Below are 14,461 nucleotides of genomic sequence, written 5' to 3' on the forward strand. Positions count from 1 at the left end.
CAGCGACGCGGGGCTCAGGCTATTCCGCCGGGATCGGCGCAGGCATCAGGTCATCGCTGGTTTCGGGCCGACGCTTCTCGGTTCTTTCCAAGATCAGCCTGCTGATCGCGGGCAGCACCAGGAGCGTGAGCGCAGTCGCAGTGATCAGGCCGCCGATCACGACCATGGCGAGGGGCTTCTGCACCTCCGCGCCCGTGCCGTGGGCCAAAGCCATGGGCACGAAGCCGATGGCGGGCACCAGGCCGGTCATTATGACCGGTCGAACCCGTTCCATCGTGCCTTCGATGATGGCCTTGGTCAGCTCCATCCCCGCCTCCAGTCGCTGCCGGATGCTGGACATGACCACCAACCCGTTCAGCACCGCCACGCCGGACAGGCAGATGAAGCCGACCGCCGCAGACACCGAGAAGGCGATGCCGGTGAGCGCCAGGGCGAACACCCCGCCTGCCAGTCCCAAAGGCACGGCGGTGAAGACCGCGATGGCCCGGCCGAACGTTCCGACTGCCAGGAACAGGATGGCGAAGATCGCCGCGAAACAGATGGGCACCACCAGAGCCAGGCGGTCGGAGGCCGCTTTCAGGTTCTGGAACTGCCCGCCCCATTCAATCCATGACCCGGCTGGCAGGGCGATAGCCTCGACCTTTGGCGTGGCCTCGCGAACGAACGAGCCCACGTCACGGCCGCGCACATTGGCCTGCACCACGACGCGGCGCTTGCCGTTCTCGCGGCTGATCTGGTTCAGACCCTCGGCGAAGCGGAACTGGGCGACCTGCCGCAAGGGCACCGAACCGCGCGCCTCTCCGTCATGCTCGGGCAGCATAACCGGCAAGGCCCCCAGCGCATCGAGATCATTGCGACTGGCTCCGGGGACCCGCACCACCACGTCGAAGCGGCGATCCCCCTCGAACAGTTGGCCGGCTTCACGGCCTCCCATGGCGGCGGCGACCGTGTCAGCGACATCCTCGACGGTCAGTCCGTAGCGAGCGATTGCCGCTCGATCGAAAGTCACGTCCAACGATGGCGCCCCGCTGGTCTGTTCGACCTTGACGTCGGCGGAACCTGGGGTCGCTGTCAGCGCCGCCGCGATCTGGTTGGCGGTCGCGGTCAGCTTGTCGAGATCGTCGCCATACAGCTTGATGGCGACGTCGCCGCGAACCCCGGCGATCAGCTCGTTGAAGCGAAGTTCGATGGGCTGGCTGAGTTCATAGCCTTGGCCGACGAGGGCATTGGACGCCGCCTCGACCCGTTCGATGACGTCTTCCTTCGTATCGACGCCTTCGGGCCATTCGTCCTGCGGCCTGAGGATGATGAAGCCGTCCGAGATGTTGGGCGGCATGGGGTCGGTGGCGACCTCGGCCGTGCCTGTCTTGGAGAACATCAGCTCCACCTCGGGCAACGCTGAAACCGCCGTCTCGACACCGCGCTGCATCCGCACCGACTGCTCAAGGGCGGTTGAGGGGATACGCTGGGACGCCATGGCGAGGTTGCGTTCGTCGAGCGTAGGAATGAACTCCTGCCCCAGCATGGTGAAGATGACGCCGGCGCCCGCGAAGATGCCAACCCCGACTCCGATGAAGGGCCAGGGACGGGCTACGGCCTTGTGAAGGACCGGCTCATAGCGCGCCTTGATCCAGCGGATCGCGAAGACTTCCTTTTCTGAGACCTTGTTGCGCATCAGGACCGCCACCATCGCCGGAACGAAGGTGATCGACAGGATAAAGGCCGCGATCAGGGCCAGCATCAGGGTGATGGCCATCGGCGAAAAGGTCTTGCCTTCGACCCCCTGGAAGGTCAGCAGCGGCACGAAGACCAGCAGGATGATGGCCTGACCATAGACGGTCGGCTTGATCATCTCCTGGGTCGCGACGGTGGTCTCCTCCAGACGCTCGCGCAGCGTCAGAAGTCGGCCTTCATGGTGTTGACGCTCGGCCAGCCGTCTCAAGCAGTTCTCGATGATGATGACGGCGCCGTCCACAATCAGGCCGAAGTCCAGCGCCCCGAGGCTCATGAGATTGCCCGACACCCCCATGAAGTTCATGCCGATGGCGGTCATGAAGAAGGAGATCGGGATGATCAGGACCGCGATCAGCGCGGCCCGGACGTTGCCGAGCAGCAGGAACAGGGCGATGGCGACGAGGATCGCGCCCTCGATCAGGTTGCGCTGAACTGTCGAGATCGTCGCATTCACCAGCTTGGAGCGGTCAAGAACGGGGGTGACCTTGATCCCCGGGGGCAGGGATCGCTCGGTGATGGTCAACTGCTCGCCCACCGCGCGGGCGACGGTTCGGCTGTTCTCGCCGATCAGCATCAAGGTCGTGCCGACGACGACCTCGCGGCCGTTCATCGTGGCGCCGCCCGTGCGGAGTTCACCCCCCAATCGCACGGTCGCCAGATCGCGCACCGCTACGGGCACCCCGCCCCGTGTGGCGACGATGGCTTCTTCTATCTGCGACAGACTGCGGATGCGGGCGTCGGCGCGGACCAGATAGGCTTCCCCGCCGCGTTCGACGAAGTTGGCGCCGACCGACAGGTTGGCGGCCTCCAGTCCTTCGGCCAGTTCAGAATACGAGACGCCATACTGAGCCAGTCGCGTGGCGTCCGGCTCAACCACATACTGCTTCTCATAGCCGCCGATGGTGTCCACCCCCGCTACGCCGTTCACCGAACGAAGTTGAGGGCTGATGATCCAGTCCTGCACCGTCCGCAGATAGGCGGCCCGTGAGACCTCGTCGGCAAGACGATCGCCCTCGGGGGTCAGGAAGGATCCGTCGCTCTGCCAGCCCGGCTGACCGTTGCGCACGGTCGCGCCCCGTCCGCCCGGATTGGCGAAGTCGATGGCATACATGAAGACTTCACCGAGCCCGGTGGTGACGGGCCCGATCTGGGGCTGGACGCCGTCCGGAAGGCTGTCCTGGGCTTGAACCAGCCGCTCGCTGACCTGCTGGCGCGCGAAGTAGAGATCGACGTTTTCCTCGAAGATCACGGTGACCTGGGAAAAGCCGTTTCGAGAGAGCGAGCGGGTCGATTGCAGGCCGGGGATGCCCGCCATCGCCGTTTCCACCGGGAAGGTGACCCGCTTCTCGATCTCAACGGGCGAAAGTGAGGCGTCTGAAGTGTTGATCTGCACCTGGTTGTTGGTGATGTCCGGCACGGCGTCGATGGGCAGTCGGGTCAACTGCCACGCGCCGTAGGTGGAGACGAGCAGCACGAGCGCGATGATTATCCATCGCGCCCGCACCGACAGGGCCATGAGGTTGGCGATCATGTCAGTGCTCCGCCTCGCCCTTGCCCAGCTCGGCCTTCAGGAGGAAGGCGTTGCGGGTGGCGATCGTCTGGCCGGCGCGAAGGCCGGAGGTGATCTCCGCGCGACCCCCGCTGCGTTGTCCGACAAGGACGGGAACAGCCTCGAAGCCCATCGCGGTCCTGACAAACACAACCTCGCGACCCTCGACGGTCTGGATGGCCTCTTCCGGGACGGAGACGCCTCCGGCCGTTTGCGCGTCCCGGGTGAAGATGCGAACCGAAATGGCCTGACCGGGGCGCAGACCACCGACACCTGAAATGCTCAGCAGCACTGTGGCCGCGCGGCTCTCCACGTCCACGCCCGGCGTGATCGACCGAACCGTCGCCTGCACCTCGCCCTCGGGCAGCGTGATAGTGGCTCGATCGCCGGGCACGATGCGCGCGGCGTCCTGTGCCGACACGGACGCTTCGATTTCGATCTGGCTAGCGTTGGCGACGCGGAACAGCTCGGTCCCCGCCGTGACGTAGGACCCGAGTGTCGCATTCGCCGCCGTCACCCGACCGGTGATCGGACTGACTACACCGGTGCTTCGGCCATCGCCCGACACGCGCGCGGCGGAAGCGGCGGACGCCGTTCGTCGCGACTCGGCCTGGGCCTCGGCCAGCACCGTTTGTGCGGCTTCGAGATCCTGACGGGCGGTGATCTGGGAGTCGAACAGGCGTTGCTCGCGCGCCAATGCCTGCCGCGCGGCGGTCAGGCGGGCCTGGGCCGTCGATCGATCGGCCGCGATGGTCGAGGCTTCGCGGCTCTCGATCTGGGCGACGGTCTGGCCGGCGCGGACGCTGTCGCCCAGCCGCAGGGAAACGCGGCTGATCACGCCGTCGGCGCGGGCAGCCAGGACCGCTTCGCCTTGAGGCGTTCCAACCACCGTGCCCTGCGCCACGATCTCGGAACTCAGTGATCCGCTGGTGACCTGCGCCAGGACGATGCTGGCCGCCTGAATGCGAGCGGCGTCCATCTCCAGACCTTCGCCCTCACGGTGCTCCTCCGCCTCGGCGGCCACGGGAGCCGCATCGGGACGGGTCATGCTCCATACGGCCACGCTGCCTCCGACGACGACGATGGTGGCCGCCGCGCCGATCATGAGCCTTTTCTGGTTGGTCAGTTTTCTCATTGGACTTGTCCTTCGGTTTCGTTGGCTCGCGTCAGCGCGGCGATGGCGCGCGACTGGTCGAGCTGGGCTGTGATCATTTCGGACTGGACGGCGTTCAGCGCTTCCTCGGCATCGAGCACGTCCAACAGGGTGAACCGTCCGGCCGAGAAGCCTTCGCGGGCGATCCGCACCGCTTCGATGGCTTCGGGTTCGGCGCGGGTTTCGAGGAAGGTCCGTCGGGCTTCCGCCGTCTGGAGCGCCGCACGCGCGTCGCGGGCCCGGCGAACCGAAGCCGCCAGCGCTGCATTGCGTCGGGCCTCGGCGCCCGTCCGTTCCGCATTCGCGGCGGCGATGTTGCCTTGGTTGCGGTCGAACAGGCCGATCGGCATGGAGGCTCCGAACACCAAGGCCGTGTCGTCTGACCCCGCAAACTGCCGGGCGCCGACGCTGACTGTCACATCCGGCCGGGACGTAGTGCGTTCGCGATCGACGACCGCGACGGAGGTTTCAACCGCCGCCTCGGCCAGTCGGACATCAAGCGTATCCGTCGGATCGACCGTCAGCGACGGAACGGGCTGATCACCGGGCACAGGCTCGGGCAAGTCGTCCGACCCACCCCAAAGAGCGGACAGGGCGCGCTGCGCCTGGGCATATTCCGCCTCGGCAGCCCGCACCCGCCCGACAGCCTCAAACGCCGCTGTTCGAGCCCGGATCGCCCGCAACGGAGGTTCGCGACCGGCATCGACCAGTTCCGTGGCGATGGTTGAAAGGTTCTCGGCTCGTCCAAACTGATCACGGGCCAGTTCGACCCGGCGACCAGCGGCGAAAGCCTCGGCGTAGGCGTCCCGGACATCCCGCTCCAGATCGGCGCGGGCCACTTCGAGTTCCAGTCGCGCGGTCTCCACCTCGGCCTCGGCCGCCCGGCGGCGTGCGGTCCGCTTGCCGCCCATCTCAAACCGCTGGCCGATCGCCAAGGTCGTCTCGGAGTCATTCAGGCCGCTGAAGCCACCCGTGCCGGCGAAGTTCTCCACCTCCAGATCGAGTTCGGGGTTAGGCCGAAATCCCGCCTGCTGAGCGCGGCCCCGAGCCGCCGCGATGTTGGCTTCAGCCGCTGTCAGCAGAGGAGAGGTAGCCGAGGCCCGCGTCAGGGCCTCGGCCAAGGTCACGGGTTCAGCAAAGGCGACCGAAGGCGCCAGCAAACCGAGCGCGGCGGTCAGGGCGACCGCAGCGCAGCCGACCGCGAGACGCGGCAGGCGATAGATTGTGGAGGGCATGAGTCATGTTCCAGAGGTTCCAGACGAGGGTGACGCGTACGAAGGCGCGAGACTCGTCAGGCTCTGGGCGGACGTTCCAGACCGCTTGGCGCGCGGGACGCCAAGGGTTCCGAATAGGGGTGTAGCGGGCTCAGCGAGATCGCCACAGTCATCGCTGTCGGCACGGGCGAAGACGGCGCCGTGGCGCCGCCATGGTGGCAGTGCCCGTGGGAGCAGATTGCATGCTCGCCCGGGTCAACAGGGTCGCCGTCGCTGGTGTCCTTGATGGACGTTGCCGCATGAGCGGGTTCCAACTCGACGGCACAGGCTGAAGCGTCGATCGTCGGGATCAAGACGAACAAAGCGACGAACAGCGCAAAGAGCGCCGCCACGATGCCATGTCTGTTCGCCGACCGAACCATGCCGCCCTCTACCACGGTTCCGTCTCGGAGCAATGCGCGTGAAGTCGCACCAAGGAGGCGGGGCCGGGGTAAGTGCAAGAACCTAGGGACCGGAAACACACTCAGCGCGAACCGGTCTATTCCGCGAAACCGGGGTCTTCATACCAGTTCTTATACCCCACCCGATGGCCGACCACGCCGGAGTTTGCGGCACGCTGATACCGGTCAGTCAGGCACCAGAGGCCCGCGACAGCTTTTTTAAGCCCTGTAGGTTGCACAGAAACGCCCTGCGATAGGCCGTAATGCCGTCTGACCGCCATCCGGCTAGGTATAAGGCAAGCGCCAGATATGGTGCCAAAGATTGCCGACCAGGGTCACGCACCCGACGCGAGGTCTACGACTTCCATTATCCGACAGCGGGCTCGAACAAGTATGGGGCTTGCCGCTCCAGGAGGGCCGTCGCTCTAGCATTCGTCCATGGCGGCGGGGCGATGTGGTAGCTCCTTCGATCTGTCTCCAGGGTCAGGTGGATCATGCCCCAAGGTCCGTCCTTCTCGAACACCCGCTCCAAGTCTGCCTTGATAGAGGCTCTGGTCACCGGGGCGAACACCTTGTCTGCCTTTGCTCGCCGAACACCTTCGTCGACGACGACCTGGACCGCGCGGGCGACGAGGCTCCTCGCCCTGGTCGACTCGGAAATGCTGCCCCTCTGGGATCGCACGACGTCGAACTTGTAGTCAGCGTGGAGGACCAGACCCGCTCCGGTGCCCGTCAGGTGAAAATGGGTCCTGCCGAAGATCCATTTCAGGGCCTTCCGGCCGGCGTCGACACTGACCAGCTGGTCGAGGCCGGAGTAGTTGAAGAGCCTCAGGCGATCATGGGGCTTTTCGTCACCGTAGACGAAGGTCATGGCGTCCTCCTCCCACTGAGACAGCGAGGTGTCGAAATGGCGGGAAATCTCGATCCGGAGATCATCCTTCAGGCGTCGCTGGAGCCCGATCAGGAAGGCATCGATCGCCGGCTCATCCCCCGGACGCGGGATCTGGAGGCAGAGGCGTCGGACCGACGTCTTGTCGACTTGGGCGGCGAGTTCCAGGACACGGTTTGCGACCCAGTTTTTTGCCTTTTCGCCCGGTTCCCATGCGTCGGAACCGGAGAGGCACGAGCCGAAGGCGGCGTCGTGTTCGACGGTGAGGCCGATGGGGTCCCGCGTGGCGATCTGGAGCCGGAAGTTGGTCTTGGAAAACACCGTGCCGAACGCCTCCCACGCCATCTGGGGGGACACAGACGCAGGCATCGGGGTGCCGGCAGTGCTCAGGGTCATTGGATTTTCTTGGGGCTTCAGTCGGACGCGAGGGGCCTGGAAAAACCAGGTTGAGGCCGGAGAGATGAACTCGCCCGGGAAGCCTCACGTCAACGCATATTGTAGCACATTCCGAGTCGTTTCGCTTGAGTATCGTTTCGAAGTTGCAGCTTCATCGGAATGAACTTTCTGCATGCCCATCATCATCGACCGCATCACATTTCAATGCCCGCCAAAGCCTCTTGAAGGGGTGCTGGAGCGCCCTGAGTGAGCGCGGGCAATCAGCCCCCACTAACTCCGCTTCGAGCCGCTGCTGAGGCCCTCCAGGAGATCAACGAAACCGAAGTCAGACCACGAACTCTTCGGATCGAGGACAACCTCGCCGGACCTTGCCTTCACATACCATGCGCGGCCCTGACGCCGGATGCCATTCGTCGCTGCGAAGTGACCACCGTCATGGCGAACAGCTGAACCCAAGACCCATTTCGAGAGGTAGTTGACCCATCGAGCTGGGGTTTCCAGTTCAGGCATATGAAGTTGACGACCCGCCTCACGGTGATGACTGTTCCCGCCGGCCTTCTTCAACGCCTCTCGAACGATGCCCAGGTAGGCAGGGTCCTCGTTCGGAAGCTGGATACCGCCATGCACATGAGGTCGTCCCAGATCCGTGTCCTCAACTGTGAAGAAGTATTCCGGGAACACAGCTCCCTTCACTGAACGAAATGCCCTTTTCAGCTCCCTCGCCATACGCATCTGCATATGCCGGACGAACCCGAGGGGATCAGCCTTGGCAGCGTCGATAACCTCATCTCCCAGATGAAGCGTCAGAGACCGTGCACCAACGCCTGACATCGAACACCCCCATGACAGAGCCTTCAACATGTTCCCGGTGTGATCAGGGTGGGGTAGCCACATTGTCTTGATCCAGGAGTCTGTAGGCTTGAGCTTCTTCCTCGTCTTCCTGTCTTCTGCACTGAGAACCTTCCAGTTGGCCTCGTGCATGGGTGTAGGAAGACGCCTAACTAGAGGTCCCTCTCGACTGCCAAAGCGCACCCTGGCCCCTGCCTTGATAGATCGCTGGATATGCTCGACAATATTGCGATCGGCCAAGGGGTCCCGACGCGGCGGTTGAAACATCTTTCCTGACGATCGCGCCTGGAGCTTCGCGTTCACCCGGGCGGCGTTCGCCGCGACCTGCAGCCCGAACTCCTTCTCATTGGCAACGATCTTATCGAGGGACAGCTCGCGCCCGCGTATCCGAGCCATCAGCTCACCGAACCGGCTTGGGAGGTGATCCGTCGAACTTGGCCAGCGGACCACGTCCCGCCCCTCGGTGCCATGACACTCCGAGCATTCATCTCGCGGGCTATAGCCCTCAAGCCCGTCGCGCCTTCGGATTGGATCCGGTGGATGACGGCTAGGTGATCCTCCCTCAGGTGTTGAGCAGCTGACGTCCGGACTTCGGCAGAACGTTGACGACCTGCTGCGGCGTGATCCTCGATCCGGTGATCTCCTCTTCGACCGCCGAGGACCACACCTCTGGCACGAGCGGCCACCAGCGCTGCCTTCGTCCGCTGGGAGATCATGTCCCGCTCCTGCTCGGCCATAGCCGCCATAATGTGGAGGGTGAAGCGGGTCGCAGCGGGCATGTCGACGGCAATGAAGTCGACACCATTGTCCATCAGCTTCGAGATGAAGGCGACATTACGCGACAGTCGGTCCAGCTTTGCGATCACCAGGACCGCACCCCGCATCCGACACTCCCGGAGGGCCTCATCGAGCGCAGGACGGTCTGCCCGCGTGCCGCTCTCGATCTCCTGAAACTCCATGAGCAGGGTGCCGTCGCCGACATAGGCAGCCACCGCCGCTCGCTGGGCTTCAAGACCGAGGCCGGACTGTCCCTGGCGCTTCGTGGAACATCGGTAATATGCGACATATCGCTTGCTGATGGTGTGGCCCCTGTCTCATCGGTGGTTGAACCATATGTTACACCCGCGCGACCGATCGACCTAGGATAGAATAGGTTAATTTGCAGGCGTTTTGGCAGAGCCGCTCAAAGTCTCGGCAGGTTCTAGATCTTGGCCCAGGCGAGTGGGTGGAGCCGATGCAGTGGCATCCTACCCAATGTCACAGGCCCCTGATGAGACGTCTCGGTCAGCCATAGTTCAACGAGGCACCCGATCACCAAGATCCTGTATTCGCGCGGTGGTGATCAGGACGAACCAAGTTGGATTAGCTCGTCCAACGGCTCAGACCCCCGGAACCAGCGACAACGGGCGCGATCCCACAACAGAACAGTCCCTCGCACCTCCTCTTCGAGGGCCTCTTTGAGGAGCGCACGGTATCGGACCGAAAAGGTTCGTTGTTGTTCATCAACCCCGGTCGTAGACGGGATCGGCGCAATATCGAACACGTAGTCGCCGGCTGAGACGAGAGATGACAGTATCGGCGCTGATTTACGGTCCAACGATCCATTGTCCACGCCCCCGTATTCACCTCGTTGGCTGTATTTGTCCTCTCCACCATGGACCTCGAAATCGGTGTGAGTGATCACAACCGACACGCCCTTCCTGCGAAGGAGATTATATAACTGCGGCCATAGGCCCGGTGCCCGTTCTATCTCCGGGAACTGAAGGAACACGTTGTGGATGCCGTCGATGAGGACCCCCGTGTAGGGTAACCCTCGGAGCGCGGCAGTTTGCAGACGGCGGGCTATTTTGCCGAGCAGGTCCTCCGGCATTAAGTGACCGGGGTATAGCGACAGGACGTCCTGCTTAAAGGAGTCTGGCAACAGTGCCCGAGGAGAGTATGGGCCGTGAGCACTGCGATTAGCTAGAACTAGGTTGGGCTCCGGGGTAAGTTCGAACCCGCCCTCCAATCCTTCAGTATCACTCCCAGAAGCATCATCCGCTCGACCAGCAATGTGCAGCCGTTGGAGGTCAGACGCGTAGTGCTGCTCAGGATATAGGAACGACACTATCAGAACCCGACTTTCGGTCCATGCTACTCGTCGCTCAAACCCCAACTGTGCCAAAAAGTGAGCACGGGCTAGCCGACGAGCCTCCAATGGCGGAAGCGGGCGGCGATGAAGGAGCGACAATCCCAGCGCCGACTTTCCGCTGCTGCCTCGCCCCTTTACGAGGATCTGTGAATAGCGCCTGAAGCCAAGAACTAATCTGCGGTCTAGGCTCCGTCGTCTCGCCTGCGCGATGATGCTACTTCGACTGCCAATCATTGGAGTGGAAAGGTAGAGTATTTGATCGCTGTCAGGATTGATCCAGGAGCGTGCTTTGGCTTCGTCCGAGATCGCCGACAAGCTAGGCTTCACCCTCAGCCCTCGCGGCGCAGTTAGATGGAAGAGATGAGCACCAGGTCGGACTGCCTGGCGTCTGGCTTTCAGCAGCTTCATGATCCGAGTAGGCTGCTGCTCCGATGACTCAAATCCTACGCGATCCAAGCTGATTACTAAGTCACAAACATACTCCAGCCGCCGGTCTTCCCTTTCCCCTTGTCCAACGGTGAAGATGAAAATCGCCTGATGTGCCCGGCAGAACTCGACGATTTTTGACAAGGCATGATCGACCATTTCCTGGCCACCAGAAGTTCCTCTGAAGAGCTGATGGATCCCGTCAATGATGATCAGCCGGAGGCGACGCGTAGGATCCCTTGTCCTGTCAGAAGCGTCGTCAGGATCACGGGGCTCCAGAATGGGTCGAAGGAGTTCAATGAGAGACGCGGCCACATCGGTTTCGCGACCTTCCTCTGAATAATAGTCGGGCGCGTCGATTTTTGCGGCGTAAAACCACGGGAACCGCTCCTGCACCGCTTTTTCATCACCGGTGTCATTGATGGCGCTGCCTACGTCTGCTGTGAGCCTGACATCCGATAAGAGCGGTGTAGTGCGGGTTAGGTTGGCGGGAATGGCCTCGCGTAGCCGAGCGTCCAAGTCGATCTTCGGTTCTTCGCAGGATAGAAACAGTGTCTTGCAACCGAGCGGCGCCAGCGACGCTGCTAACCCGAGGCAAAACGACGTCTTACCAGCGCCGAACGTTCCCGAAACCGCGGCCACTAGGTCGCCGCCTTGAGCGAGCCGCAGACCGCCGCGAAATAGGGTGTTCATACCCTCGATCGGGATGGGCAGTCCCGTGAGTTCGGTCACTAGGTCGGCGGTAGTCGGAAGTTCTTCGATTTCAGGATCGGCTCGCACACTGACCCCTCTTTGGCGCCGGGCGAACAACGGCGAGTCATGGCGATTTAGGTCCCCAAATAGTTCTTCAAATCGATCTGAGAAGTCCGGATGCGCTGGATTGTAACGCATTTGTAGATGCATCAACCCGCGCATTGCAAGAAAATGGCTAATAAGCATAGTCTGCGGAGACCCTCCTAGCAGGAGGTCTCGACTAACGCTTCGACGATTTGCAAATGTCTCGTAGGCGCCGCTAATACTATCAACGGACAGATCCAAGGAACTTATTCCAAACGAATGCTCGATTTTCTCGAAGAGATATGCGCGAAGCGCCACGATGGCATAAGCCTCGCTGGCAGGATAGTCGGGGTCCGTCAGGATTTGTTTGGCAATCCAAAGCGGAGAGGGAACGGAAACTCGATAATACTCAAACCGCTTGGCGGACTTCAAGGCTCGCGCCTGGTCGAGCACCTTCCGACTGGTGGCAAGAGATTGCTGGACAATGGCCGATACCCTTGTCCTCCCGAAGACCATGCCGGTGTCCTCCCAAGCCTCTCCCCGACTGGTTTCGGCTCGCCGCCGAAAACTTTCACCGGAGTCAGACAGTAGCGCAGCGAGACCTCGATCATAGTCTTGCTGATAGATGTGGGTGTCTAGTTGAGAGCCAGATCCCCAAAATGACCGTCTCCGTGCCAATCCCACTTGGCGCAGCCAGCCTTCGCTTCCGGCCCGAAGCCCCAAAAACTCACCACGGAAGATGTCGGACGTCTGAACGTGGTTGAAGCGATAGGTGGTGCCGAGCTCAGGGTTGCCATCCGAGAGGTCGTCTGAGTAGCCAATAGCTAAGGCTCGAAGAGCGTCGTTAGCCGGCACTTTCAGATCACTCGCCACCGACACGAATGACGAAAAATGCGCAGCCACAGCCTTTGACGAAGCCCTGATGACGGCGAGGACGAGAGGACTTACTCGGCTCATGGAGCCCACCGCTTTCTCTGGATCTTTAGTAGTAGAAATCGATCAACTGGGCCTGCGTGGCGCCTTGGATGTCTATGGGCTTCGTCCGAGCCCTCGTGTGGAGAACCTCGCACACAAGACCCGTTATTTCTTCTTGGGACTCTCCAGTGGATCGCCACTGGTCAGAAAGCTCCTGGGCATCTTGGGAGAGATGTTCAATATATCGAACCACACTGCTTTCCTGCGCCCTCCCCAAGGTGCTCGCCTCGCGGTGACGATCTGCCAAGGCTCGGCTCATCGCATTCACGCCGAACTGCTCGGCGGTCAGCTGCAACAGCGTATCTGCTGATGGACGAGCGTTGTAGACACCCGCAACGACACCTACCAACGACTCGGTCCTTTCCAGAAGGAGCGCGACAACATTGAGTAAGAGCAGAACCAGCTTCTCGCGAAGAACGGGGAAATCCTCAGCATGACCGACTACGGTCAGGGCGGTGCGATAGGCTATATCGGTGCTGGAGACGCTCAGGAGCGCAGTGTGCCACCGATTAAAGCGGAGGATGATGTCCGCCGGATGCAACCAGCCTTGGTTTGAATACGCGAGCAGAACAGAAAGGAACCGCGATACATTCCCGTCTCGTTCGATAAGATCGAGCATTGTCATCGGATCCGCGCCAAAGAGGCTGGATCCGCCGGCAGTCTCGGTGGCCTTCAGCGGTGAGCCAAGCTCGCGTAGTATGGCTCGAACATACAGGGCAGTCGCGTCGTCTGGAGCAAAAGGCACTCTCGGCGTGGCACCGTGCGCTTTCCAAGCCCCGTTGAAGAGTCCCCAGCAGACTTCTTCGAGAAGGTTTTTTTGGACGGCCGAACGCTCCCCCTGCAGCTCACGAGTTTCCAGAGTGATTATCGCGTCTGCGAGAAGTCTAACCTCTGCACTGCGCAACTCCGCTTTGGGAGAAGTTGGTCTGTCATCGACGATACCTCTCGCCGCCTCGTAGAAGGCAGCAAGTTCAGCGTCGCTCGAAAGATCGCGGATGGCGTCGCCCAGGATCTCATCTGCCGAGCGCGCGTTTGCACCCCTCTCAGAGGAAAGGCCGCGCGCTGCATTCGAAATCAGCGAGGTCCAATCGGGCATCAACGTTTCCTACCCGCTTGCGATGAGGGCTGGCTCATGCAGTTGGCCACGCGGCGGCGAATGGCCCCGCACCGGGTGTCAGTTGGCCGTAGGTAACTCCGCGACCGATAGCCTCTGGAAAACCCGGCCCACAAGAATATTCCGGCGAGGCCATCGTGAGCCCTCCTGGCTTCCAGTCCGTTAGGAACGGCCACGTCGTATCTGCAAAAGTTGGCCTCCGCCACTCAGTTGGCGGCGGGCCGACCGAGAAAGCGATCCAGTTGGCGTCAGAGCCGTCACTCTCCTTCGATCGCTTCAAACCCAATCGACATGGCAAAAGGCTGACGTCGATGTCGGCGAGAGGTAGTTCCGGCGAGGTCTTGGACTGGAGACACCAGATCGCCCCACCGTCTGACCTCAGAGCCTCGGTCTCCAACCTGGCTAGAAGCATTGCATTGGCTTCGGATGAAGACATCGGAGGCGTGGGGATAGGCCCTATCATCCCTGAGCGAGGGGGCAGTCCACCTGCGGAAGCCCCCGGTCTCGCGACGAACCGCCGGAAGCTGTTCATCGACATAACATGACCAAACCGCTCAAGGGGCACCGGCGTGATTTTCGTTCCAAGGCAGGCATGCTTTACGCAAAACTCGTCATGGATGGCGGCGATTTCGGGCTCCGTAGCGCTGTCTGACAAGGTTGCTAGATCGGTGTCATACAACGCGCGAAGTGACTCGCCGCCAATCGCAACGTCAGTCCCGTGCTGATCCATTGCGATGCAATCCGCCTGAAGCGGGAAATCCGTCTTTAGCTTTAAGAAGTTCAACCTCGCCCCCACCCCACGGGGTGACCATCA

The 14,461-nt window shown here is 62.0% G+C and carries 8 protein-coding genes; all 8 read right to left on the bottom strand.

Annotated elements, in window-relative coordinates; all coding sequences use genetic code 11:
* Positions 1-19: 19 nt before the first annotated feature.
* Entirely contained in the window at positions 20-3,265 is a 3,246-nt protein-coding gene (locus Q8K49_RS02140) for an efflux RND transporter permease subunit (RefSeq protein WP_305303778.1), read from the bottom strand.
* A 1-nt stretch (position 3,266) separates the two neighbouring features.
* A complete protein-coding gene (locus tag Q8K49_RS02145) occupies positions 3,267-4,418 on the bottom strand; it encodes an efflux RND transporter periplasmic adaptor subunit (protein ID WP_305303779.1) in 1,152 nt (383 codons plus the stop codon).
* Entirely contained in the window at positions 4,415-5,671 is a 1,257-nt protein-coding gene (locus Q8K49_RS02150) for a TolC family protein (RefSeq protein ID WP_305303780.1), read from the bottom strand. Before Q8K49_RS02150 ends, Q8K49_RS02145 begins: the two co-directional genes overlap by 4 nt.
* 786 nt (positions 5,672-6,457) lie before the next feature.
* Positions 6,458-7,375 (bottom strand): hypothetical protein, encoded by a 918-nt coding sequence (locus Q8K49_RS02155; protein ID WP_305303781.1) that lies wholly within the window; start codon positions 7,373-7,375, stop codon positions 6,458-6,460.
* Positions 7,376-7,645: 270 nt separating this feature from the next.
* Positions 7,646-8,620: a hypothetical protein gene (locus Q8K49_RS02160; RefSeq protein WP_305303782.1), complete on the bottom strand. Its 975-nt coding sequence runs from the start codon at positions 8,618-8,620 to the stop codon at positions 7,646-7,648.
* A complete protein-coding gene (locus Q8K49_RS02165) occupies positions 8,620-9,303 on the bottom strand; it encodes a recombinase family protein (RefSeq protein WP_305303959.1) in 684 nt (227 codons plus the stop codon). Before Q8K49_RS02165 ends, Q8K49_RS02160 begins: the two co-directional genes overlap by 1 nt.
* A gap of 263 nt (positions 9,304-9,566) precedes the next feature.
* The gene (locus Q8K49_RS02170; RefSeq protein ID WP_305303783.1) at positions 9,567-11,990 is read right to left on the bottom strand and encodes an AAA family ATPase; all 2,424 of its coding nucleotides are present in this window, start codon (positions 11,988-11,990) and stop codon (positions 9,567-9,569) included.
* Between the two features lie 550 nt (positions 11,991-12,540).
* Positions 12,541-13,629: a hypothetical protein gene (locus Q8K49_RS02175; RefSeq protein ID WP_305303784.1), complete on the bottom strand. Its 1,089-nt coding sequence runs from the start codon at positions 13,627-13,629 to the stop codon at positions 12,541-12,543.
* Positions 13,630-14,461: the final 832 nt, after the last annotated feature.

This window comes from Brevundimonas sp., from assembly GCF_030682035.1.
Taxonomy (GTDB): domain Bacteria; phylum Pseudomonadota; class Alphaproteobacteria; order Caulobacterales; family Caulobacteraceae; genus Brevundimonas.